The 24,549-nt window shown below is 38.7% G+C and carries 18 protein-coding genes; 7 read left to right on the top strand and 11 right to left on the bottom strand.

Annotated elements, in window-relative coordinates; genetic code table 11:
• Window positions 1-40 precede the first annotated feature (40 nt).
• Together nagA and ACZ1GV_RS11795 are read left to right on the top strand one after the other, a co-directional pair.
• Entirely contained in the window at window positions 41-1,192 is a 1,152-nt protein-coding gene (gene nagA, locus ACZ1GV_RS11800; protein ID WP_472674337.1) for an N-acetylglucosamine-6-phosphate deacetylase, read from the top strand.
• 45 nt (window positions 1,193-1,237) lie between these two features.
• Entirely contained in the window at window positions 1,238-2,101 is an 864-nt protein-coding gene (locus ACZ1GV_RS11795; RefSeq protein ID WP_472674336.1) for a hypothetical protein, read from the top strand.
• On the opposite strand, the gene ACZ1GV_RS11790 is transcribed toward ACZ1GV_RS11795, so the two are convergent.
• Window positions 2,065-2,538, bottom strand: a complete 474-nt coding sequence (locus ACZ1GV_RS11790) for a chemotaxis protein CheX (RefSeq protein WP_472674335.1) — start codon at window positions 2,536-2,538, stop codon at window positions 2,065-2,067. The two genes, ACZ1GV_RS11795 and ACZ1GV_RS11790, sit on opposite strands and share 37 nt — an antisense overlap.
• A gap of 85 nt (window positions 2,539-2,623) precedes the next feature.
• Window positions 2,624-3,508 (bottom strand): PAS domain-containing protein, encoded by an 885-nt coding sequence (locus tag ACZ1GV_RS11785; protein ID WP_472674334.1) that lies wholly within the window; start codon window positions 3,506-3,508, stop codon window positions 2,624-2,626.
• A gap of 185 nt (window positions 3,509-3,693) precedes the next feature.
• Between ACZ1GV_RS11785 and typA the strand changes: the two genes are divergently transcribed.
• Window positions 3,694-5,532, top strand: a complete 1,839-nt coding sequence (gene typA / locus ACZ1GV_RS11780; protein ID WP_210561032.1) for a translational GTPase TypA — start codon at window positions 3,694-3,696, stop codon at window positions 5,530-5,532.
• A gap of 103 nt (window positions 5,533-5,635) precedes the next feature.
• On the opposite strand, the gene ACZ1GV_RS11775 is transcribed toward typA, so the two are convergent.
• The 4 genes from ACZ1GV_RS11775 to ACZ1GV_RS11760 form a co-directional block, all read right to left on the bottom strand.
• Window positions 5,636-8,152: a TonB-dependent receptor gene (locus tag ACZ1GV_RS11775; RefSeq protein ID WP_472674333.1), complete on the bottom strand. Its 2,517-nt coding sequence runs from the start codon at window positions 8,150-8,152 to the stop codon at window positions 5,636-5,638.
• A gap of 194 nt (window positions 8,153-8,346) precedes the next feature.
• A complete protein-coding gene (gene dbpA, locus ACZ1GV_RS11770) occupies window positions 8,347-9,732 on the bottom strand; it encodes an ATP-dependent RNA helicase DbpA (protein ID WP_472674332.1) in 1,386 nt (461 codons plus the stop codon).
• A 255-nt stretch (window positions 9,733-9,987) separates the two neighbouring features.
• Entirely contained in the window at window positions 9,988-10,863 is an 876-nt protein-coding gene (locus ACZ1GV_RS11765; RefSeq protein ID WP_472674331.1) for a TraB/GumN family protein, read from the bottom strand.
• An 85-nt stretch (window positions 10,864-10,948) separates the two neighbouring features.
• On the bottom strand, window positions 10,949-11,203 hold the full coding sequence (locus ACZ1GV_RS11760; protein WP_472674330.1) for a hypothetical protein: 255 nt from the start codon (window positions 11,201-11,203) through the stop codon (window positions 10,949-10,951).
• 350 nt (window positions 11,204-11,553) lie between these two features.
• On the opposite strand from ACZ1GV_RS11760, the gene ACZ1GV_RS11755 reads away from it, so the two are divergent.
• Window positions 11,554-13,803 carry a winged helix-turn-helix domain-containing protein gene (locus tag ACZ1GV_RS11755; RefSeq protein ID WP_472674329.1) on the top strand — a complete coding sequence of 750 codons (2,250 nt, stop codon included), beginning with the start codon at window positions 11,554-11,556 and terminating at the stop codon, window positions 13,801-13,803.
• 21 nt (window positions 13,804-13,824) lie between these two features.
• Window positions 13,825-16,722, top strand: a complete 2,898-nt coding sequence (locus ACZ1GV_RS11750) for a M16 family metallopeptidase (RefSeq protein WP_472674328.1) — start codon at window positions 13,825-13,827, stop codon at window positions 16,720-16,722.
• Window positions 16,723-16,841: 119 nt separating this feature from the next.
• Here the strand turns inward: ACZ1GV_RS11750 and ACZ1GV_RS11745 are convergent, their stop codons facing one another.
• From ACZ1GV_RS11745 to ACZ1GV_RS11725, 5 genes are all read right to left on the bottom strand, one after another.
• Window positions 16,842-18,749, bottom strand: a complete 1,908-nt coding sequence (locus tag ACZ1GV_RS11745; protein ID WP_472674327.1) for a hypothetical protein — start codon at window positions 18,747-18,749, stop codon at window positions 16,842-16,844.
• A 162-nt stretch (window positions 18,750-18,911) separates the two neighbouring features.
• A complete protein-coding gene (groL, locus tag ACZ1GV_RS11740; protein ID WP_472674326.1) occupies window positions 18,912-20,558 on the bottom strand; it encodes a chaperonin GroEL in 1,647 nt (548 codons plus the stop codon).
• 72 nt (window positions 20,559-20,630) lie between these two features.
• A complete protein-coding gene (locus ACZ1GV_RS11735; protein WP_210561043.1) occupies window positions 20,631-20,921 on the bottom strand; it encodes a co-chaperone GroES in 291 nt (96 codons plus the stop codon).
• Between the two features lie 183 nt (window positions 20,922-21,104).
• Window positions 21,105-21,350 (bottom strand): helix-turn-helix domain-containing protein, encoded by a 246-nt coding sequence (locus ACZ1GV_RS11730; RefSeq protein ID WP_472674325.1) that lies wholly within the window; start codon window positions 21,348-21,350, stop codon window positions 21,105-21,107.
• A 187-nt stretch (window positions 21,351-21,537) separates the two neighbouring features.
• Entirely contained in the window at window positions 21,538-22,068 is a 531-nt protein-coding gene (locus ACZ1GV_RS11725; protein ID WP_472674324.1) for an FxsA family protein, read from the bottom strand.
• A 142-nt stretch (window positions 22,069-22,210) separates the two neighbouring features.
• Here ACZ1GV_RS11725 and cutA point away from each other — a divergent pair, with 142 nt between their 5' ends.
• On the top strand, window positions 22,211-22,537 hold the full coding sequence (gene cutA, locus ACZ1GV_RS11720) for a divalent-cation tolerance protein CutA (protein ID WP_472674323.1): 327 nt from the start codon (window positions 22,211-22,213) through the stop codon (window positions 22,535-22,537).
• The gene (locus ACZ1GV_RS11715) at window positions 22,538-24,373 is read left to right on the top strand and encodes a protein-disulfide reductase DsbD (RefSeq protein WP_472674322.1); all 1,836 of its coding nucleotides are present in this window, start codon (window positions 22,538-22,540) and stop codon (window positions 24,371-24,373) included.
• Window positions 24,374-24,549: the final 176 nt, after the last annotated feature.

The raw sequence follows: 24,549 nt of genomic DNA, 5'->3' as shown, positions 1-24,549 counted from the left end.
ATCGTATATTCTATTCTTTTTCGGCAACTAATTAATACTTATGACACTTTATTACACTCCACGCTTTTTATTCGATGGCCATGAACTATTAGAAAATAGAGTAGTTAGAGTTGATGACGGAAAAGTAACAGATATTTTGGTGGTCAACGATCTGGCTGAAAATATTCAGGCTATGAAATTGGACGGTATTCTAAGCCCCGGTTTTGTCGATTTACAAGTGAACGGTGGCGGTGGAGTGTTATTTAACGATGAGCCAAATTTACTGGGCTTGAAAAAAATATTAATGGCACACCAGCAATTTGGCACCGAGTATATATTACCGACCATAATAACTGACAATATTGATGTCATGACTCGTGCCGCTAATTCTGTCGCAGAGGCTCACCGACAAAAATTAAACGGTATTATTGGTATTCACTTCGAGGGGCCGCATATTAGTGGACCTAAAAAAGGCGTTCACCCAGATAAGTTTATAAGACCCTTATCTAACCAAGAAAAAGCGCTTTATGCGCGTTCAGATCTTGGAGTAAAACTCGTTACAATTGCCCCTGAAGTATTGTCTGATAAAGATTTAGAGTTTCTAATTCAAAATGACTGTATTGTGTCAATCGGCCATACCAATGCCACATATGCAGAGCACTGTTCCGCACTGAAGCTAGGTGCATCAGGTTTTACTCACCTATATAACGCAATGTCACCGCTTACAGGACGTGAACCCGGTGCTGTAGGTGCTGCACTCAATAATGAAGGTGCTTATGCAGGTTTAATACTTGATGGCTTTCATGTCGACTACGCGAGCGCTAAGCTAGCGTGGAAAATCAAAAATAATTCAATACCATCCTCAAAATCAAGCAAGTTAGGTCGCCTTTATTTAGTGTCAGACGCTATGTCATCAATTGGATCTCAAATAGAAAGTTTTCAACTTTTTGACCAAACGGTGGTAGTGCAAGGCGGTCGTTTGACTAATGAAGCCGGCACACTAGCTGGTGCTCATTTGAATTTGTTAACAGCAGTGCAAAACGCACATCAACATCTTGATATATCGATTAAAGAGTCATTAAAAATGGCTACTTCTTATCCAACAGAGTACATTGATCAAAATGCTACTATTGGTGGTATTAAGGTAGGAAGTCGAGCTAACTTTATATTGTTAGACTTAGATTTAAATTTAATTGAACGAATAACAAATTAATTGGTCGTTAGTAATAGGTTATTTTTTGTAAACGGGAATTACGAAATGAAGATATTTGCACAACCAAAACTTTTTATCGCATCCATTATGTTTAGTGCTTTGAGCATTAGCAGTTTTGAAGTTAATGCAAATCCTTCAAGTGATACATCGAGCTTAGCGATGGAAAAACTGTCAGGCGCATTAAGTCGACTAAATGGCGAACGTCCCGTTGGAGGCCACATTGTAGTATCTTTTAACGACAAACAAGGCGAGGGGAAAAAGTTAAAAGAAAAGTCCGGACAAGTTAATCTAACTGTTCAGGAGAGTGTAAACGGTTTAACTACTTCGTATTCAAAAGATATAGTTGAGAATATGAAACAAGAATCAGCGTTACTACTCGAAGACGAAGAAGCACCAACGCCAACAATAGATGCCATTAACGATTTTAGTATGACAAATATAAACAACCTTTTGTCACCTGTTGATTCAATAAACCGTTTATTAAAATTTGCACAATTAACTCGAGTGGAGCAAGTAGCTCATAATGGCGAAGGCCAGCAGAAACTGCACTTTAAATTACCAATGGAAGCTATTATTACTAATAAAAGAACACGCGAATATGTCGACGATTTTGACGGCACTATGGTAATCACAATAGATGAAGATGGAACGCCTTTGCAATTGAGTAGCAGTTATAATGGAAGTGGCAGAGCTTATGTTGTTTTTTCGGTCAAAGCCGCAGGTTCTCGATTACAAAAGTTTGATGTGGTTGGAAATCGTTTGGTTATGACAGTACGAGAAGTATTTAATAGTTACGACTCTACATTTGGTAAAGGTGAGAACTCTGAGCTCCACCTTTTTACACCAAATGTCAATGATTTAACGGTGGAAGATCATTTCGCTAAAACATCAAATGAAACTTCTATGTAAGCTTTACCGCTCTCAGAAGTGAAAGGAATAATTAACGTTGAGCTTTCACACTGATGGCTAATCGTATGAGCTTTACCAGAAACGACAGTTGGTGTTGCCATGTTAAAATCATAACCTTTGTCACCTAGGATATTTTTCGCACCACCAGTCACCATATTAGTTATTTCACCAACCATATCAGTAACTTCTTCGTTAATTGAGTCAGGTCTTTCACCTAGCATCTTTTCCATAATAGATAAGGCTAATGACTCTTCAAATGTAACTGACAAAGAGCCTTTAGTCTGTGGCCCAGCCATACCTATGATACCGGAGACGTCACCTTTAGATACTTCTTCTCTTTTTAACGAAGGCTTGCCTGGCTCAAGTTTTGTCATTGCCATCGTTTCTAGTACATTCATTAATGAGCTAAGAAAAGGATTAATAAACTCTACATTCATAGTGATCAAATTTCTTTTGGTTGATTAAAGGCTAGGTGATATTCACACTTGTAAAGTTAGCCTTTCAACGCAGAAAAAGCCACTGTTATCGGTATGAATTTTTACTAGAGTACATTTCTGCATCGGCCCTTTCAAGCAAAGCATCCGGTTCTAAACCGTGATCCGGGTAGATTGAAACGCCTATGCTGATGCCAATTTTTATTTTCTCTCCAGAGAAATTAAATGGTTGAGAAATAGAATTAAAAATCTTATTTCTGACCGCATTTAAAGCTGCGGAGGTAGCACGGTCAGTGATTAATATCACAAACTCATCACCTCCATATCGCGCGATAACGTCCTCTTGTCTTATTTGTTGTTGTAGGCGTTGAGCTACTTGATGAAGTATTCGATCACCCACGGCATGACCATATTTATCATTTACTAGTTTAAAGCCGTCTAGGTCGCAAAATAATAATGCATATCGGTCGGTATGACGATTTGACTGTTGGCTTAGCGCAGTTAGCTTATTGGTTAAAAATAAACGATTTGGGATATTTGTTAACGCATCTGTATTTGCCGTTTTAGCAAGCAGAGTTTCTGCACGTTTAAATTCAGATACGTCTTTGGCAATAATAATAACGCCAACAACTTGCTGCTTTTCTTCACTGAAATGCGGTAGGTAAGTAACGTATAAAAAGTGCTCTTCGTTTTGGCCTTTTGGTTTTAACCATGATTTATAATTTATCGGTTTACCATCGTCAAAACATTGAACTAGGTTGGGTAGTATTGAGTCGTGGTAGGTTTCAGAATCAAAAACATCAAGCGGTGTTTTTCCGATTAATGAGTCACCACCTTGCCCATAAAACTGCAGGTAGCTATCGCTAACATATTGATAGTTGTAGTTTTTGTCTACGTATGCAAATAAATCAAGACTATTCCGAAGAACAGTACTGAATATTTCCTGCATAAAATTGAACGAATCCGTATTCATTTATCACTCCGTTGTTGAATTTCTATTCTAAATACATTTCAACAAATTGCTATATTGAGCTGTAAAAAAAATGAGCTATTTTTATTAAATACACTCATTCTGCTAATCTTTCGTGTATAATCCCGCGCCAGATAGAATCCAGTTGATTTTGTTGTCGACTAAATACCCTTTTTGAGGAAGAATTGATGAGCTCAAATGTCCGTAAAGGTCTGAGAAACGTTGCAATCATTGCCCACGTTGACCACGGTAAAACTACGCTTGTAGATAAACTACTAGCACAATCAGGTACGTTAGATGCGCGTACTGACCATGACGAACGCGTTATGGACTCGAATGACATCGAAAAAGAACGTGGTATTACCATTCTTGCAAAAAATACGGCAATCAACTGGAACGATTATCGTGTAAATATCGTTGATACTCCAGGACACGCGGACTTCGGTGGTGAAGTTGAACGTGTTATGTCAATGGTTGACTCTGTATTACTTATTGTTGATGCGCAAGAAGGTCCTATGCCTCAAACGCGTTTCGTAACACAAAAAGCGTTTGCTCAAGGCCTTAAGCCAATCCTAGTTATCAACAAAATTGATAAGCCAGGCGCTCGTCCTGATTGGGTTATGGATCAAGTATTTGACCTATTCGATAACCTTGGTGCAACTGACGAACAGTTGGATTTCCAAGTAGTTTATGCTTCTGCACTTAACGGTTGGGCTTCTCATGAAGAAGGCGAAACTGGTACAGACATGACTCCATTATTCGAAACTATCATTGACCAAGTGCCACCTCCGGCAGCCGACGTTGATGGTCCGTTCCAAATGCAGATTTCTCAGTTAGATTACAGCTCATACCTTGGTGTTATCGGTATCGGTCGTATTACTCGTGGTACGGTTAAGCCTAACCAACAAGTAACAGTTCAAACTGCTGCTGGTCCAATTCATAACGGTAAAGTAGGCAAGGTATTCGGTTACTTAGGTCTAGACCGTTATGAAGCAGAATCTGCAAGTGCTGGTGATATCATCGCAATTACAGGTCTTGGCGAATTAAAAATCTCTGACACTATTTGTTGTCCATCTGAAGTTGAAGGTCTTCCTTTACTTTCAGTTGACGAGCCTACAGTAACAATGACGTTCCAAGTAAATACGTCTCCGTTTGCTGGTAAAGAAGGTAAGTTTGTTACTTCACGTAACATCAAAGAGCGTTTGGACAAAGAGTTAGTTCACAACGTAGCGCTACGTGTTCAACAACTTGACGATGCTGATAAATTCAAAGTATCTGGCCGTGGTGAATTACACTTAGGTATCTTAATTGAAAACATGCGTCGTGAAGGCTTTGAATTAGCTGTATCTCGTCCAGAAGTTATCATGCGTGAAGTTGATGGCGAAAAACAAGAACCATACGAAACGGTTACGATTGATGTTGAAGAACAGCACCAAGGCGCAATCATGGAGAAAATGGGTCTTCGTAAAGCTGAACTAACTGACATGGCACCAGATGGTAAAGGCCGTATCCGTATGGACTTCATCATGCCAAGCCGTGGTTTAATTGGTTTCCAAACTGAGTTCATGACGTTAACGTCAGGTTCTGGTCTTATTTACCATACATTCTACGAGTACGGACCTTATAAAGGTGGCGAAATCGGTCAGCGTATGAACGGTGTATTAATTGCAAACGCGACAGGTAAAGCGTTAACAAACGCAATCTTCAACCTTCAGTCTCGTGGCCGTATGATGATTGGACACGCAACTGACATCTATGAAGGTCAGGTTGTTGGTATTCATAGCCGTGACAATGACTTAACAGTTAACGTACTTAAAGGTAAGCAATTAACTAACGTACGTTCATCTGGTACAGACGAAGCGCAAACGCTAACGCCTCACATTCAAATGACACTAGAGCAAGCTCTTGAGTTTATTGATGATGATGAACTAGTAGAAGTAACGCCAGAGAGCATTCGTATTCGTAAGAAATTCTTATCTGAAAACGAACGTAAGCGTGCTTCACGTTCAAAGCCTAACGATATTTAATCGTTTTGCTTTAATGTAGTGATAAAAAAGGCTCAACTTTAGTTGAGCCTTTTTTATATCTGATTAGTTTATGTTTAATTAGATACAAGCTTATTAGACATAATTAAAAATCAATGGTGACCTTGATCTGTCCAGATCGTTCAGATTGGAATTGCGACGCTTCATTAGGGGAACCAAACCTGGTAGAGCCGTTAAGTCTATCAGGTCTAAATCGCAAATCATCTCGCAATGCTGTACTACTATCTAGTACATTTAGAATACTGAAGTCGATATTTATATCTACTAAATCAAATTGCATTTTGTATGTCACTTTAAGGTCTATCTCTCCAAAAGCATCTGTAGTTTCATCATAAACTACACTCGGGTCTATTGGATCAGCCATGTTTGATGATGTGGTTGGTACACCTGAGTAGAATCTGGCACTTGCGCCTAATGTTAAGTTTTCTTGCAAATGATAATAGCCATTGAACTTTATAACGTGGCTTCGGTTATTAGGTAACAATCCTTCAGCATAAGGTTCACTCGTGTAGTAGTTTGGGGCAAGGCGATGACCATACTCGGATAAACTAGAACGAGAAGCCGTTAAGCCCTCGTAATTACCGTTTGAACGAAGCCATTGATAGCTGGCATTTATGTAATAGGTTGGTGTTCGCTTCGTGAGTTGCGCTACTATCGCGTGGTTTGTTCGAGTAAGCTCTGGGAGACTAATCTTTGTAATACCGAACTCTCTCGTCGTCCGATATCCGCTGTTCCCTGCATTGCCAATTATATTGTTATACCACCCAGTGCCTGCTTCCACTTGATTTTCAATATTAAATAGAGCTAAAGGGTTTTGAATGTCATCGAAGGTGTACGTTAGATTTAAATTCCAATCGGAGAAAACGACTCGATTCATACTTGCAGAAAGCTGGTTTGAATATGGCGACTCTATTTTATCCATGAAGGCGTGTAAAGCGACCGGGTAATTGCCGTTATAATCCACGATTGAAAAAGCGGCAACGTCACCTAGATCAAGATTACCATCGCTATCTACGCCATTAGTGACTCTCCAATAAGGAGAGCTAATATTCAGATCACTAAAATAACGGTTAGCGGTTCCTTGAATCAATGAAGTAGGTATTGAATCATACTGCCGGGATGCAGAGACGTTAAAAGAGGTGTTTTTGTCATCCATTAAATGCCAATCGACGCTAAGCGTTGGACTAATATTATAATCATTATCAGCGTTACCATATTCTGTGAATAACGGTATGACATCGTCGGTGTAACGTTCGTTAGTAAACGTTTCTTGTGTCGCATTCAGGCCTAAATTAACCTGTATTGCTTTCGAAATTTGCCAGTTGTCATTAATAAAGAGTGTTTTTTTATCGTTCGCGTATTCTCTTATTACACTACCACCCAGAAGAAAGCGAGAGGCGAACTTAAGGTCTTGATCAAACGGTCCGTCAAAAGGGTAGCGAGCATTTAAGCCATCTGCGTCAATAATTTTAAAATAACTTTCTTTATTTTGAAAATTTGAATGGGTGAGCTCAGAGCTTTTAAAACCGATAGTGACTTGGTGTTGCCCTAAATTAATGTCGGCTTGAATAGTATTACTTTTCTCTTTTGATTGGTACAAAGGGGACTCATATAAGGATGCGCAACCAATTTGACGATATGGGCTAACTGTATAATCAAAGATAGAATCGCAACCCGATGGGTCTATGTCTTCATGAGATAATTCCTGAGTCTTGTGAGTGGCGCTCAACTGTATTGACTCTGAAATTTGCCATTCATAAGCGAAGTTAACCCAATGCCCGCCACGATTTGAAACTATATTATTGATATCTTTATTAGTAATAACATCTAACGCGTTGCTAGAAAGTTCAGATTTATTTTTGTCCTTAAAGCCAGTCAGCGTGATTGTATGATCATCAAATAGTATTCCGCGAACACTGCCATAAAAAGTCTCTGGGTCAGAATTCAATTCGGTATTTGCCAGTGTGTCGATTCTAGCTTGTGTATCATTTCGATAAACAGATTGGTTGTTTTTTTGGCTTTGGCCTGAATAATGTAACTTATAAGAAAGCTGATTGTTAAAAAATGAACCTGAATTAAACACATCAAATGCAACACTGTTCGCCGAATCAGTAAAATAAGGATCATACACTCTTAAATATTTGTGGTTTGATTTATCGGAATATCTCGCATTCAGAGATAAAGTGATACCTTCGCTAAAGTCACGTGATGTTATATCGATACGTGGGCCAGAACTATCACTAAACGAGCTATGTAAAGCAGAGTTATTTAAACTAACAGTGTTAAGCAGGCTAACTGGAATAAGAGAAGGCTGTAAGCTTGTAATGCTATTACCAATTTCTACACCATCTAAAAAATATTGATTGTCAGTGGCCGCTTTACCTTGAATAGACGTTAAGTAACCGAGCCTAGTATCCGCGAGGATTGTGCCTGGCAGTAGTAACGATAAATCCGTTAAGTTTTCAGCGAATGGTAAATATTGCCAATCGTCTTTAGTCAGTTGAAAAGAGGCCGTCTTAGCTGGTAAAGATGTTTGGGCCAGTACCGAGGATGAAATACTAGCAGCTAATAAAAGGGTAAAGTAATTAACTTTATAGTTCATAAGTAAGTCCATTTATCTTTGACGAATTCACACAATAAATGGTGTATATAAATTGGTCAACAAAATGTTTGGACATAAAACATGCAGTGTAACCAATTTATTTCATTAATATTTTCTATAGCATGAGCTCGCCGGTTCATACTATAGAAAATCTAATTTCAGAACTAAGAAAGTGTCCAGAACAAAGGAGCTAACTACCTAATTGTCCAAGCTCTAAATTTACGCCCCTTGAGCTTACCAGTTTCAATTTTCTTTACGGCTTTTTTCGCAACTTCTTTTTTAACTGCAACGTAGGCCCACATGTCATGAAGTTGGATTTTACCTACTTCACTTCCGTCTATGCCGCCTTCACCAGTAAGACAACCAAGAATGTCACCTGCACGTACTTTTTGTTTTTTTCCGCCATCAATACGAATCGTTTTCATCGCAGCAACGGGTACTGTTTTACCTAATACCGCCTCACTTGGTAACGCTTCAGGTGTAATGGTACGGCTTAAATAGTCTTCAATTAGCCCCATTTTATAACCGTCTTTTTTACCTACTAAGCTACACGCGCGACCGTTTTGACCAGCACGTCCTGTACGACCAATGCGGTGAATGTGAGTTTCAGTATCATGAGCTAATTGATAGTTGATAACCAAGTCTAAGTCTTCAATGTCTAAACCACGAGCTGCTACGTCTGTTGCTACTAATATAGAACCACTTTTATTAGAGAACTGCACCAATACCTGGTCACGTTCGCGTTGCTCTAAATCACCGTGAAGTGCTAAAACATCGAATCCCATATCCCATAATTCATCAGCAACATCTTGTGTTTCACGTTTGGTATTACAGAAAATGACGCATGATTCTGGTTGAAACTCCATGACTAGTAATTGAGTTGCCAACAAACGATGCTCATTGTCATCAATTTCATAAAAGCTTTGTTTAATCGTTTCTTTATTATGATTAGACTCAACTTTAATTGACGTAGGATCAATCATGATTTTATTAGCAATGCCTGCAACTTCGTCGCCATATGTAGCACTGAATAGTAATGTTTGGCGTTGTTTAGGAGCTGCATCAATAACCGCGTCCATAGAAGACTGGAAACCCATCTCTAACATTCTGTCGGCTTCATCTAATACCAAGGTTTTTAATTCAGACAAATCTAAACGGTTTTTAGAAAGATGATCTTCGATGCGCCCTGGCGTACCAACAATAATATGTGCGCCATGTTCTAGTGAACCAATTTGAGGACCCATAGGAGAGCCGCCACATAAAGTTAGAACCTTAATGTTATGAATGCCACGGGCTAGTGTACGAATTTCTTTTGCTACTTGGTCCGCTAACTCGCGAGTAGGGCACAATACCATAGCTTGAATTCTAAAACGTTTCACGTCTAAGGCTTGCAGTAAACCAAGCGAAAAAGCCGCAGTTTTACCTGAGCCAGTCTTAGCTTGTGCCATAACGTCTTTACCCTCAACAATAAGAGGTAAAGACTCAGCCTGAATAGGCGTCATTTCTGTATAATTTAACGATTCTAAAGTGTTTAATAACTCAGGCTTTAGCCCAAGAGTGGAAAATGAAGATTGACTCAAAATGGATTCTCAAAATAATGGAAGGATTTACTAGCGCATTCTAGCACTGATCAATAAAAACTTCTCTCCTTTGTTCGAAAATACAGCAGTTGATTAGATCGTCTTTAGTTGGCTGTTCTCTGGTGGATAAAACTTCGAAAATAAGTCGATGTTATGAATTCATTGGGTGAAAACAGAAACGGTCTATAATCATTCTGTATCTTCTTTAGATGAAAATAGACCGTCTTTAATAAACTTATTTTAGCAATATTTAGCTTATAGTTTTGTTACTTTATAGCCTTTGTCTTTCAGTTGTTCGATTACACTATTTTCGCCTACTAGATGGGCTGCACCAACCAAAACAAACTCCTTGTCGTCGTCATTAAAAAGAGCTTCAATCTTTGGTACCCAATCTAGGTTTCTATCTGTCATCATCGTTTTAAAACTGCTAGGAAATTGCTCTTTCATTTGTACTAAAGCCAACTCATTGATGGTATTTTCATCACCAGTTCTCCACGCTACAATGAGCTTTTTCAACAGTGGAACGATTTTATCTGCTTCCTCTAAATTGTGTTTTACAACGTGCTCCTCGTTACCAACACCCATATTAGCTAGCATATTGAGTTGAAAGTCCAAGGTCTCAAGGTATTCGATTGATTTGTTGTCTTTATTGGCGAGCTGTGAGAAGTAACTATCAACACCTGCTCCAGCCATGCCCGCTTTTTGGGTTTCAATGTTTAAAATCATTGAAGAAATAAACCCAGGTTTGAATTTATTCAATTTTTCAAACTCAATTCCAACAGTGGAAAAGTACTTGTTAAGATCTTCTTTTGTTTGCTCAGATAAGTGCTGACTTAATGTTTCCCCTTCTACATAAGCCATGGCTTTAAGTAAAGCCATTTGGCCCGCTTGATCATCGGGTGTAGGAAGTTTTGTTTCTAACACTATGCTATCTGCCGCTTGATAAGTATCAGTAAATACACTTGGCAGCGGATATTCTGTGATAGGAAGTAGGTGTATGGTGCCACCAATATGGACAACATCTTCGCCTTTTTTAACCTCCCACACTGAATTAGAAAGAGAAGAAAATGATGTGGCTAATACACCAGCTAAAACCGATACTTTAAGCGTTTGTTTAATTATATTTTTCATTTTTTTTGCCTTTTAAATTTTAAAATTTTTAGTTATTCAATTCAGTTATTTAACTTTTTAGTAACTAGCTATTAGTAGCTAGCTATTAGTAGCTAGAAAAGAGCTCTAGTTGAGCCAAAACTTTTGTCGCCGTCACATCATTCACTTTATTGACCTTTTGGTTAAAGTGCTTTTCGATACGCTCATTTGAGTTAGCCATCACCTTATTAGATAGTTGGCTATATGAAGTCTGTTGGTTACTTGGAGCAAATGCAGTAGCAGATGCTTGTGCCGTTTCAGAAAGAGATAAAGCAATTACACAAGTAAGTAGAGCGAGTTGATTTTTGTTTAAGCTTTTCATTTTTAAATCCTTATTGGCTAAACCAATCTATTTTGTTAATTAAAATACAGCTAAAAGATATCTGCATTTCGAATCAACTGAGATGAGTGTTCGTTTGCAGTGGTGACAAGATTAGAGGTGAAAAGTGAATATGTCGCTTATGGAAGTCTTAACAATAAATTCATAAGGAATTCCATTTTGTTTATTTGTTATGTTATTGATAAATAATAATATAGTTATTAAATATTATGGTTTGTGCTAGATTTCATAAGGTTTCAAATCTATACGTTGTTGTGTAAATAATGTTCTTGCTATCTAGTTTGTGAGTTTGTAACCTGTCGGTGTAAAAATAATAGAAATGGAAGTTAGTAATGGTGTTTGAAATTGGCGCGTGGCGATACAATGCTGAAAAAAGTGAAATTCAGAGTGGGGGTATCGTTAGGGAATTAGAGCCGCTTATCGAAAAGCTATTAAACTACTTCATCTCGAATAGTAATAAAATTGTTTCTCGCCAAGAGTTAATTGACAATGTTTGGCAGCATGCATACGTAGATGACAACTCAATCAATCGAGCAATTTCAGAACTGAGAAAACAACTAAAGCTACCAGACTCTAATCATATATATATAAAAACACATTATCGAAAAGGCTACAGTTTAACGTACGCGCCTGTTGAGATTCAGGCTAGTACCAATTCCATTCATACCAATTCTTTTCATACTAATAGTTCAAATACTACTAATGGTAATCCTACTAGCGTAAATACCAACAATAGTGCCTTAAACGAAAACGGCTCATCAAACATCATCGAAGAAGCAGATAGACAGAGTGATGGTTTGTCTAAAGACCCTCAAGACAAACCTGATACGAATAAAGGTGTACCCACGAAACAAAATAGCAAAGCCCTCATGGCTGTCGCGGTCTTTATATTGCTAGCTGTAAGTTATTTAGCGTATGAGTCGTTTTTGTCGGTCAGTTCTAGTGATAAAGGTATTAATGAACAAAGCAACACCATTACTGACATCAATCAGAATAACAGTATAGAAAGAGATATAGAGATCAATTCTCTACCTGCGAGTTGGTTAATTGGCGCCGAATCTAGGCCAATTGTGTCTCCTGACGGCTCAATGTTTTCGTATATAAACAAGTCTGACGAAGGTACAAAAAGTGTGGTTGGCAGCTTAGTTGATAATACGAATACGCAGTTAGAATATAAAAACTTCGATCTATATGTTATTTCTTGGCAAGTAGAATCGTCTAACTTAATCGCTTATGTACGCGATGGAAAAGCTTCGACCTGCCACATTGGGCTTTTTGATGCTGGTGGTTTTCCTACTGTCGAATTTGTAAAAAACCTAATGCCCTGTCCATTAAAACCTTTTTATAAAATGGAGTTAGATAAACAGGGGCAGAATTTATATTATTCTAGCAAAGGCGATAATGCCACTGACCTACTTGTTTGGGATATAGAGGCTCAGCAATCTCGCATGTTTTTATCTTCGAATGACTTGTACAAAGGCATACGCCAATTTGGAATATCGCCAGACGGCAACAAGATGTTTTACCTCAAAGAAGAGCACACTAAACCAACCAATGTTTATATCTATGACTTTCAATCAAAAGAAAGCAAAAAAGTCTTCGAGTTTCCAAAATTTACAATACTCAAAAACGTGAATTGGTATACCGATAGCAACTCTTTAATCTGGCCTTCGGATTCAGGGTTAACAACGTTAGAGTTAGATACCGCATTAACAACACACTTAAACATCACTAATGGTGAGCCAATTAATAATTTATCACCCATTAATAAAACACAAGCGCTTACCGTTAGTAGGCCCGAATCAAAAAGTAGTATTTCTATTTATGATATGGCACTTAATCTTATTGAAGACAGGAAGTTTCAAGCTGATGGACAAAGCTTTTTCCCACGCTTTTTTAATGATCAGCTAATGTTTGTCTCTAATCGAAGTGGATCCTATCAGTATTGGCTAGCGGGTGAAGAGCTATCGCAAATAACCACATATGATAAAGAATATAGCAGGATCATATATCCTCCTCGAATAGCTAATGACGGAAGCTTTTACTTACTGCAAGCAGAGTATGAGCTTTACCTTGTTGAAGCAGACACTGGCGTAAAAAGAAAAATTGAATATAAAGATGAACATTTCATTAATAGCGCAGCTATTGGCCCTGATAAAAGGAAAATCTATACGGTAATTTCAGTAAATGAAAAAACCCAGGTATGGGAATATGATTTAATCTCAAATAATATCAAGATGCTCATACCTGCAAATGCAATTCATATGCTAAACGATCCTAGTGGTAACGTTTATTACACAACTGGGACAAGACTTGTTGGGCTGAATACTTCGGTAGACTTAGAAATAGAAGCAGACATTAATATTTATCACTCGCTAATGAGCTTAAGCAATCGCTACTTCTATGTTTACGATAGAAAAAACGCTCAGTTGGTGCGAACCGAATTAACAACAGGTGAAACGTCGTACATAGACATGCCGCAAAAAATAGTAGGTTTTGCCGTAAATAAAGACGATACACAGATAGCAATAACAACAGCGACGCAAACAGATACACAAATTAACCGAACAAGCTGGAAATAACAAAAACCAAATGGATAGATTATGAAAACTAAACTTGCACTTACCTTAGCCTCTGCAATGGTTTTAGTCGCTTGCGGAAAAGTAGACTTTGCCGTAACCGACAGTAAAAATGCCGATGCCGTAGTTAAAAAAATGAAACAGGATGCACAACAAGAGATAAGCCAAGCTGAAGCGCCAAATAGTTTTGAACTGCCTTATGAGTCGTTTACTTTAGATAACGGGTTAAAAGTCATTCTGCATCAAGACAAGTCAGATCCTATCGTTGCCATTTCCACTATCGTTCATGTTGGTTCTAGTCGTGAAAAGCCTGGGCGAACGGGTTTTGCTCACTTTTTTGAGCATATGTCATTTAATGACTCTGAGAATGTGCCAAAAGGTGCTAACCGTAAAATGATCCCAGAATTAGGTGGCTCTCGAAATGGCGGTACTTGGAGCGACGGCACTATCTATTACGAAGTTGTGCCAAAAGATGCCTTTGATAAGTTGCTTTGGATAGATTCAGATCGCCTTGGTTATATGATTAATACCGTTGATAAAGGCACATTAGAGCGTGAAAAGCAGGTTGTTAAAAACGAAAAACGTCAGCGCGTCGATAATCGTCCTTATGGTCACGTTGGTCATGTTGTTAAAAAAGCACTCTATCCAAAAGATCATCCATACAACTGGACGGTAATTGGTGACTTAGAAGACTTACAAGCTGCAACCTTAGCGGACGTGCGTGAATTTTATGACCAATTTTATGTACCGTCGAATGCCACTATGGTTATTGCTGGTGATATTGAAATTGAAGAAACTAAAGCAAAGGTAAAGCAATGGTTTGGTGAAATAAAAGCAGGTAAACCTGTTGGGAAAATGATGCCGCAACCGGTTACCTTAACGGAAACTAAGAAACTCTATCATTTAGATAACTTTGCGAAAATCCCAGAAATTCGCTTAACGTTCCCGACGGTAGAGAGCTACCACAAAGACGCGTACGCACTTGATGCTTTGGGCGAAATTTTATCTTCAGGTAAACAAGCACCTTTATATAAAACTATTGTTGAAGAGAAAAAGTTAGCGCCAGGTGTTTATGCGTGGAATAGCTCGGAAGAAATTGCCGGTACGTTTACGCTGTTGGTTCGCGGTAATGCAGGCACTAAGCTGGATACGGTTTATCAAGCGATTGAAGAAGCACTAGATAACTTTGAGAAAAATGGCTTTAGCGAAGCGCAGTTAACGAAAATAAAAGCCGAGCAAGAAACCTCGTTTTTCTATGAAATTGAGAGTGTGTTGGATAAAGCGCAAAAGCTTGGTCAGTATAATGAATTTGCAGGTTCGCCTGAATTTATTAAACAAGACATTAAAAACATAACGTCAGTTACCGTTGATGATGTGAAACGTGTATTCAAAAAATACATTAAAAACAAACCAAGCATCATTACGAGTTTCGTTCCAAAAGATCAAAAAGAGTTAATTGTATCGGGCTCAGTAAAAGCCAACGTTGTTGAAGAGGTGATTGAGCAAGGCAAAGAGCAACAGTTTGTAGAAAATGACGCTATTACGTTTGAGAAAACGCCAACTAAATTTGATCGCAGTGAACCAGCACTTACTGAATTGCCTACCTTAACCACGCCAGATGTGTGGCAAACAACTCAAAGTAATGGCCTAAAAGTTTATGGCATTGAGCAAAATGAACTGCCAATTGTTAACTTTAACTTAGTTATTGAAGGCGGCCAGCAACTAGACTCGGGCAGTAAACTTGGCACTGCATCACTCATGGCCGAGCTAATGAATGAAGGCACGCAAAATAAAACGCCGCAAGAATTAGAAGAAGCTATTGGTCTGTTAGGTGCTAGCCTAAAAGTATCAAGCAACCTAGAAGAAGTGACTATTTCTGGCAGTTCATTAGCGAAAAACTTTGATGCAACCATCGCTTTGTTATCTGAAATGTTAATGTCGCCACGTTGGCAAGAAAGTGAGTTTGACCGTTTAAAATCAACACGCTTAACTCGCATAAACCAAGGTAAGGGTGATGCAAGTACCATCGCTAGAAATGCTTTTTATAAAACGCTTTATACAGAATTTCATGTTGCGGGCAACCCAGTTGGCGGCACTGAAAAAACCGTCACTAATATTTCATTAGAAGATGTGAAGCAGTATTACCAACGAAACATCACACCAAAAATGGCGACGTTTAATGTGGTGGGTAACGTGACCGAAAAACAAGTGACTAAAGCGTTAGCGAGATTAAACAAGTGGCAAGGTGAAGCGGTTGAGCTACCTCAGCAACCAATGGTATCTCAGCGTAAAAAGCCAACCTTGTACTTTATTGACGTACCGGGAGCCAAACAGTCGGTCATTATGGCAGGTAAACCTGTAGTAAGTGGTAACAGCGCGGAGTTCTATCCTATTCAGGTGGCGAACAACCGCTTAGGTGGCGGAATGAGTGCAAGACTGGCACAAACGCTTCGTATACAAAAAGGTTACACGTACGGCGCCTACTCTTATATTCGTGGCGCAGGCTATCAATCTCCATTTATTGCATCTTCGCAGGTTCGTACCAATGTTACGTTGGAGTCTTTAGAGATATTTAAAGATCTTATTAGTAACTACAAAGATACTTACAAAGAGGAAGATTTAGCCGTTACTCAAAATATGATCATTAAAGGTAACTCACGTAAGTTTGAAACCTTAGATCAGCTTTTAGGTATGTTAACTGAAATGAGTCGTTTTGACCGTGAAGCTAATTTTGTTGAGCAACAGCAAGATTACGTTAAATCACTTGAGTTAAAAGCCGTTCATAACGTAATAGACAAACACTTTAATGAGCAACAAATGATTTATGTTGTAGCTGGAGATGCAGAAACTCAGTTAGCTAGAATGAAAGAGTTTGGTTACGGAGAGCCGGTAATTCTTGATATTGAAGGTAACAAGATATAGAAGTCGTATAGTAGGTATCATGTGTCAAATAAAAGCCCGCGAAGCATAACTTTGCGGGCTTTTAACTATCTAGAATTAATCATAAAGAAATAGCTAAGTCAAAGTTTAACGTCGCTTGTTTATGGCTTAGTACCTTCCTCTCGGTCGGTTACTTCCTCAGCACCATTTGTAATAGCTTCCGTTTCATTTTCTTCGCGCTTTGCAAATCCAGCTTGCTCCTCAATACTAATTTGAGAAGATGCGATGTAGTCTCTGGACTTTTTATTAACGTCTAAGATTTGCATTGTATTGTCTAAGTCTTTTGAGTTTCTTACCGAAGCAATGACTTCACGGTTAATTAAGAACGATTTAATTTCACCAACGATTTCTTCCATTTCCAAATCATTTTTATTCATATTCATGACATAACGAGGGGTTTCTAAATTATTCGCCCCCGACGTAGCAAATATGCAACTGTCGATTCGAGATGTAATTAACCAAGGTGTAATCGAAGAGCGAACCACGAAGTTCTCACTGCGAGTAGAATCATTAATAGCCATGCCTGTTGCCATTTTACTCTCGGTATAAGTGCCCTCTACTTTTAAGTGCATTAATAATGAACTAAAGTGAATCTCGCCCCAAAATGTATGTGAACACATTTGCATAATTCGGCCGACCGCTTTTGTTCCAAGCCAAGCAAACAACACAAAAAGAATATTATTTATTTCACTTATAACAGGCGTAAATAACGCTAGAGTAAACTTCGCTCTAGGCTCAACAATTTCGCTACTAATGTACTCATAAATAGATAAACCGTTATTAACGAGAACATAGAGAAGAACGGCTGAAATAAGCATTGCTATTTGAGACGTTAGAGTAAGCAATGACTTTGCTGTTTTATTTTTAACGTCGGATTGTGATAGTTCAGGCTGTGTTTCGATAAGCAACTCGCCATTAAACGTACCTTTTTTATCACTTTCCTTTATAAGTTCTGGGTTAAATTCCTTGTAAACACGGTTAGGAATTTCTTTTACACGGCGATTCGCCAAAATGATATTTTCAATATTGATGAAAATTTCTTTTGGATGAACATTCTCTTGTATGTTGTCTCGGTATTCTGACACCGCGGTAGTTGGCGTTGCTTCTTTCATTCTTTGCAACAACAAAGGCAAAATTAAACTCAATACAATCACAATGGTGATCAAAAATATGGATAAATTCCCCCAAGCGCCAAAAATATTTATTTCGGTAAATTGATTAAAGGTATCCTGGTATTCAGCAGTAATTAACTTATCTAAATAAAAGCCGGTAATAATAGGAACCAAGAAGGAGAGGCCAATTAAACCAATTACTGAGCTTCCGCCAATGTGTCGTGCGTGATAATTTTTACTACTTTCTAATGCTCTAGCAGATGAGCGCCAAGTTCCAATTAAGTAGATTAATAGTATCAACGAAAATAGCGGAAGCATTACATATTCAGCTTTTTCGCCGGCAAGACCTGAAATCACAACAAAGGACGCAATTGCATATGCGAATATGGCGGTAAGCGTATTAATTACAACAGAAAAGATTTCTTCAGCCATATTCCTAAGTGGAAAAGGCAAGAAGGTTAATTTTGGAAATACGGAATGAATAAAGCGCGACAACCAACCTTTGGGCTCAACGAATGTTGAGTTCTTGCGCCCTAATAACATTGAGTTCAATTCGTTACTTGTGTAAAACACCGCATCTTTTTCTGCAGAAGCTGCATCTTGCTCGGTTCTACTGTAATTTTGAGAGAGTGAGATTGGAACCGAACGGCCAACAAAGTATTTAAAAAGTTGAAATAAGCCCGCACCGATTGTCCTTAGGCCTGAAGCTGCAATAACAAAACCTAAAACAGCGTAAGTCCAACCAAAAACGATGTCTTGTTTTAAATTTTCAGGTACTTGCAATAAAACATATACACCTAAAAGAGTAATTAATAGGCCTGTAATAGATTTAAACCGACCTTCAATTTTAAAGGGGTTTTTTATCCCTAACGTTTGTGCACCAAAATCATACGCCATAAAAAAGCATCCTTTCATTGTTTATATTGATATTTTTGGAGTATCACATACTCGTTTTTTTAATGCTATAAGATTGGAGTAATTGATTATTTTTTTGCAAAAAAAAGCACCGAGAGTTTAGTCTCAGTGCTTCTTTATTATCGGGATATTATTTGGGGCAGATTACATCATGCCGCCCATACCACCCATGCCGCCCATGCCGCCCATATCAGGCATTGCTGGAGCATCTTTAACAGGTGCATCTGTTACCATCGCTTCTGTAGTGATCATTAGACCTGCAACAGAGGCTGCAAACTGCAATGCGCTACGCGTTACTTTAGTTGGGTCAAGAATACCTTCTTCAACTAAGTCGCCGTATGTGCTGTTTGCGGCATTGTAACCGTAGTTGCCAGTCCCTTCTTTAACTTTGTTAACAACAACAGAAGCTTCGTCACCAGAGTTAAAAGCGATTTGACGTAGCGGTGCTTCCATTGCGCGCAACGCAATTTTAATTCCGTGAGTTTGGTCTTCGTTGTCACCTTGTAGGCCTGCAATTTTAGCAGCTACACGAACTAATGCGGTACCACCACCGGCAACAATACCTTCTTGAACCGCAGCGCGAGTTGCGTGAAGCGCATCATCGACACGATCTTTTTTCTCTTTCATTTCGATTTCAGTTGCTGCACCGACTTTAATTACGGCAACACCACCTGAAAGTTTCGCTAAACGCTCAAGAAGTTTTTCTTTATCGTAGTCAGATGAAGACTCTTCAATTTGCGCTTTGATTTGTGCTACGCGACCATCGATATTTTCTTGTTCGCCAGCACCATCAATAACAGTTGTATCGTCTTTTGTAATAACAACGCGCTTTGCTGTACCTAAATCTTCAAGTTGAGCTTTTTCAAGCTCCATGCCGATTTCTTCAGAAATAACCGTTGCACCTGTTAACACAGCAATGTCTTGTAACATTGCTTTACGACGGTCACCAAAACCTGGTGCTTTAACCGCTGACACTTTTACAATGCCACGCATGTTGTTCACAACTAACGTTGCTAATGCTTCGCCTTCTAAATCTTCTGCAATAATTAGAAGAGGTTTGCCAGATTTTGCTACACCTTCAAGTGTCGGTAATAGTTCACGAATATTAGAGATTTTCTTATCAACCAATAAAATAAATGGATTGTCTAATTCAACCGTTCCGTTTTCTTGGTTTGTAATGAAGTAAGGTGATAAGTAACCACGGTCAAACTGCATACCTTCAACAACATCTAATTCAGTTTCTAAAGCTTGACCTTCTTCAACTGTAATTACACCTTCTTGGCCAACACGTTCCATTGCTTTAGCAATGATGTCGCCAATTTCGCTGTCAGAGTTTGCAGAGATAGTACCTACTTGGGCAATCGCTTTTGAATCTGAACAAGGAACAGATAATTCTTTTAGCTCTTCAATTGCTGCTTTTACCGCTTTGTCGATACCACGTTTAAGATCCATCGGGTTCATGTCGGCGGCAACGGCTTTAATGCCTTCATTGATAATTGCTTGAGCTAATACTGTTGCTGTTGTTGTACCGTCACCCGCTTCGTCATTTGCTTTAGAGGCTACTTCTTTAACCATCTGTGCGCCCATGTTTTCAAACTTGTCTTCAAGTTCAATTTCTTTGGCTACAGAAACACCGTCTTTAGTGATTGAAGGACCACCAAATGACTTGTCTAAAACAACATTACGACCTTTAGGGCCCAATGTTACTTTTACTGCGTCGGCTAATACGTTAACGCCCACTAACATTTTTTTGCGAGCGTCGTTACCAAATTTTACGTCTTTTGCTGCCATAATCTTAAATTCCTATTCTTTAATCAGTGTTTTGATAATAAGTGTTCGAAAATAAATAATCGAAAGATGAGATTATTCTACGATTGCCAAGATGTCTGACTCAGACATAATCAGTACTTCTTCGCCATCAAGCTTTTCAGTTTTAACGCCGTAGCCGTCATTAAAGATAACTGTGTCGCCAACTTTCACATCTAAAGGACGAACGTCACCGTTTTCTAAAATACGACCGTTACCAACAGCGATAACTTCACCGCGAGTTGATTTCTCAGCTGCAGAGCCTGTAAGTACAATACCGCCTGCTGATTTTGTTTCTTGTTCACTGCGTTTAACAATTAAACGATCATGTAGAGGACGAATGCTCATTGGTCATTATCTCCAAGTTTTATGGTTGTAATTAGTTTCGCGAGGCTTGTTTTTTAACTGAGTCTTACACGAAACAAACTAAAAATTCGTTAGTGGCAGATATATGAGGGTAGGTTTAGAAAATCCAAGTGAAAAAGTAAAAAAATTGTGATCAAATTAACGAGAAATATCTATTCCGAGCAATTATTTGCTTTTTGGTTGTTTTATTGCGTCAACAAGCTCAGATACATCATATTTTCCGCATGCCTCAAAGACCTCAACTGTTTCCAGGAAGTCTAGCTTTCTCTCGCCGTTTTCGTATTTAGAGACGTAGCTTTGCGGTTTGTTTAATAATTCTGCCAACTCTTTTTGAGTATAGCCAGACGTACGCCGTAGGCTTTTTAAATAGTGACGAAAACGAACTTGTTTTTCACACCAAGTTTTGTTCATCGCAGAACAGTAAATGTGAAGTGTGTATATCCCATTTCGGGATAATTTTTTATTGCGTAACTAAAACAGGTGGAATAAAGTGGTGATGTTGTTTCTGTTTGGGTGTTGGAACTTTGACGTGATGCAACAAAAAAGGGCCTTTTTAGGCCCTTTTTCCTCATAAATAGCGCTAATGTGGCGCAAACGTTTACTCTTTTCTCTTGTACTCACCATCTATTATCGTAGGGTCGTTATTTAAACTTTTATTTTCGCTCCCGTTCAAATCATGACTTGAGTATGGATTGTTATCGCGGTTTAGGTCATGTTCGAAGGTTTGGCCCGAAGACGATGAGTGCTGAGAAAAACCAGAAGCATTAAATCCGGCGCTGCGGACTTGAATTCGGTGGCCGACCTGAGAATATACAATCTTTCTAAACGGAGGAGTAAGTAACAACATACCTAGGATGTCAGTCATAAAACCGGGTGTGATTAACAACACGCCAGAAATAAGAATGCAAATGCCGTCAAACATTGCTTGTGCTGGAAGTGAACCAGCTGCCAATTCTTGCTGTATCTTACTCCAAGTTTGAAGACCTTGTTGTTTTACTAATTTGGTACCAATAATCGCAGTGACAATAATTATTAGAAATGTCCATCCGCTGCCTATGATGGCGCCTACTTCAAGTAACAACATTAGCTCCAATAATGGAACCACAATAAAAATAAAAAACAGCGGCATAAAAATCCTAATATTAATTCAATTATAACCTTAGTTAAGTATGGGACAATACGTTGGTATTCAAGTAAAGTTGACTAATTGTATGTAAGCATTTGTTAATTTTTCCTTAAGGTTAGGCTAATACATTGAGTAAGGTGAGAAAATGACGGCTAAATTAATTTTAGTAACTACTCCTGATTTACCCACGGCACATCATTTAGCGGAAGGTTTATTAGAGCGAAACTTAGTTGCTTGTGTAAATTTAATTCCTTCTATTGTGTCACTGTATAAATGGCAAGGGAAACTAGAACAAAATGTTGAAGTACAAATGTTTTTAAAAACAATTGAAAGAAATGTTGCAGATATCGAGTCCTATATACACGACCAGCACCCCTATGACGTTCCGGAGTTTCTGGTGATTAATATTGATCACGGAAGCGAGGGCTATTTAAATTGGGTACAAGAAATGACATCACAAGGTAGCAAATAAATGTTCAAAACACGCAGTAAAATAACAAATTGGATCTTTTCGATTATATTAGCCAATTTGTCGTTATTCTCCACAATGAGTCATGCGACGCCTAGTGTCGATCCGTTAAAAGATTTGTTTGCGAGCCAAACGGAATACCTGCCCGTTGATGAAGCCTTTATTTTTGATTTTAAACAAGTCGACAACAAGGTGGTGTTAGACTGGACTATTGCTGATGGATATTACCTATATAAAGACAAGTTTCAATTCCAAGCAGAAAACGCAATCGTTTTGGATACAGTCAAGCAAGATGGCACTCAAATAGAAGATGAGTTTTTTGGTGTTGTTAATGTTTATTTTTTCGAGTCGCAAATTGAAGTTAGCTTTAGTGATATATCAGACGGTGCGTATTTAAATATTCGATACCAAGGCTGTGCAAAAGCCGGTTTTTGCTACAATCCAACCGTTAAAAGAATTCCGCTAGATGCAATTTCTGCTGAACAAATTACTAGTTTGTTGGCGACGGAAAACACTAAGAACACTGCAACCACACAATCAACTGGAAATAGTCCTTCAGCAGCATCACCGAGTGTCACGTCTCAACAAAATTCATTAGCAGATTCGTTAGCAAACGAAAGCTTACTGTGGACGCTGTTAATTTTCTTTGGTTTAGGGGTTGGTTTGGCCTTCACGCCTTGTGTATTCCCAATGTTCCCAATTTTATCTAGCATCATTGCTGGGCAAAGTAATATGACCGTTAAAAAAGGTTTATGGCTTGCTTTCATTTATGTGCAAGGTATGGCGATTACCTACTCATTATTAGGGTTAGTTGTTGCCAGCATGGGTGTGCAGTTCCAAGCAGCCCTGCAACATCCCGCTGTATTAATTGCAGTGTCGATCATTTTTGTGTTACTCGCAGGTGCAATGTTCGGCTGGTATAACCTTCAGCTACCTCAGTCCTGGACCAACAAATTAACTCAAGTGAGTAACAAACAAAAATCAGGCAATTTAGTGGGCGTGTTTGTAATGGGCTTATTAAGCGGTCTTATTGCTTCGCCATGTACTACAGCTCCGTTAACAGGCGCATTGCTATACGTTGCGCAAACAGGCGACTTGCTCATTGGTTTTGTCACCTTGTACGTGCTTAGTTTAGGCATGGGTTTACCTTTACTATTAATAGGCGCATCAGGTGGTAAGTTACTTCCTAAAGCGGGTAACTGGATGAATGTCGTGAAGAACCTGTTTGGCTTTATTTTATTAGCTATCCCTCTCATTCTATTAGAGCGATTTGTTGATTTAGAATGGGTATTATTGCTCGCGGGTATTTTACTTATCGTGATGGCCGGCTACTTCCATAGTCAGTACTTAGGTCAAGCGTCGAACACGGCAAAAAGTGGCTTTTGGGTAGTCTCATTATTCAGCTTCTTATTAGGCTTTGTTTTAATCATTAAGCCAATGTTGCCTACTCCAGTGGCATCAGCCTCTTCGGAGTCACATGAAGTTGAGTTTATAAAAGTGTCGAACATGACTGAAATAAAACAGCAAATTGCTCAAGCAAATGCAGCCGGCAAGCCAGTGATGTTAGATCTTTACGCGGACTGGTGTGTAGCGTGTAAAGAGTTTGAAGCGTTTACGTTTTCAGACAGTGCAGTGCAAGACAAGATGGCTGACTTTGTTCTTTTACAAATCGACATGACAGCCAACAATGACGCAGATATAGAAGTGCTTACTGAATACGATATCTTAGGTTTGCCAACTATCCTGTTTTTCAACACGAGTGGTGGGGAGTTAACAACTCAACGCGTCACAGGCTATATGAATGCAACAACATTTTTGGCTCACTTAAAAAGTATTTAACTGGTTCGCTAAACAAAGCTCAGTTTAAACGAGCTAGTCTAAAACCATGAAGCCCTGCTTTTGATGATTAAAGTAGGGCTTTTTTCTAGCCACATAGCACTCCAAATAGAACTATTTCGCTTAATAGGCGACTAATTCGTTACTTGGATTTTCCTACCTTGCGTTGTAAAACGCTT

The sequence above is a fragment of the Psychrosphaera sp. HA2-10 genome (assembly GCF_055693745.1).
The sequence above is the reverse complement of the archived record's forward strand: the minus strand, read 5'-3'. Positions and strand labels throughout refer to the sequence as shown.

Bases quoted from the DNA above. Each gene is read 5' to 3' on its own strand.
- nagA (WP_472674337.1), top strand. From the start codon at position 41: ATGACACTTTATTACACTCCACGCTTTTTATTCGATGGCCATGAACTA.
- ACZ1GV_RS11795 (WP_472674336.1), top strand. From the start codon at position 1,238: ATGAAGATATTTGCACAACCAAAACTTTTTATCGCATCCATTATGTTT.
- ACZ1GV_RS11790 (WP_472674335.1), bottom strand. From the start codon at position 2,538: ATGAATGTAGAGTTTATTAATCCTTTTCTTAGCTCATTAATGAATGTA.
- ACZ1GV_RS11785 (WP_472674334.1), bottom strand. From the start codon at position 3,508: ATGAATACGGATTCGTTCAATTTTATGCAGGAAATATTCAGTACTGTT.
- typA (WP_210561032.1), top strand. From the start codon at position 3,694: ATGAGCTCAAATGTCCGTAAAGGTCTGAGAAACGTTGCAATCATTGCC.
- ACZ1GV_RS11775 (WP_472674333.1), bottom strand. From the start codon at position 8,152: ATGAACTATAAAGTTAATTACTTTACCCTTTTATTAGCTGCTAGTATT.
- ACZ1GV_RS11765 (WP_472674331.1), bottom strand. From the start codon at position 10,863: ATGAAAAATATAATTAAACAAACGCTTAAAGTATCGGTTTTAGCTGGT.
- ACZ1GV_RS11760 (WP_472674330.1), bottom strand. From the start codon at position 11,203: ATGAAAAGCTTAAACAAAAATCAACTCGCTCTACTTACTTGTGTAATT.
- ACZ1GV_RS11755 (WP_472674329.1), top strand. From the start codon at position 11,554: ATGGTGTTTGAAATTGGCGCGTGGCGATACAATGCTGAAAAAAGTGAA.
- ACZ1GV_RS11750 (WP_472674328.1), top strand. From the start codon at position 13,825: ATGAAAACTAAACTTGCACTTACCTTAGCCTCTGCAATGGTTTTAGTC.
- ACZ1GV_RS11745 (WP_472674327.1), bottom strand. From the start codon at position 18,749: ATGGCGTATGATTTTGGTGCACAAACGTTAGGGATAAAAAACCCCTTT.
- groL (WP_472674326.1), bottom strand. From the start codon at position 20,558: ATGGCAGCAAAAGACGTAAAATTTGGTAACGACGCTCGCAAAAAAATG.
- ACZ1GV_RS11735 (WP_210561043.1), bottom strand. From the start codon at position 20,921: ATGAGCATTCGTCCTCTACATGATCGTTTAATTGTTAAACGCAGTGAA.
- ACZ1GV_RS11730 (WP_472674325.1), bottom strand. From the start codon at position 21,350: ATGAACAAAACTTGGTGTGAAAAACAAGTTCGTTTTCGTCACTATTTA.
- ACZ1GV_RS11725 (WP_472674324.1), bottom strand. From the start codon at position 22,068: ATGCCGCTGTTTTTTATTTTTATTGTGGTTCCATTATTGGAGCTAATG.
- cutA (WP_472674323.1), top strand. From the start codon at position 22,211: ATGACGGCTAAATTAATTTTAGTAACTACTCCTGATTTACCCACGGCA.
- ACZ1GV_RS11715 (WP_472674322.1), top strand. From the start codon at position 22,538: ATGTTCAAAACACGCAGTAAAATAACAAATTGGATCTTTTCGATTATA.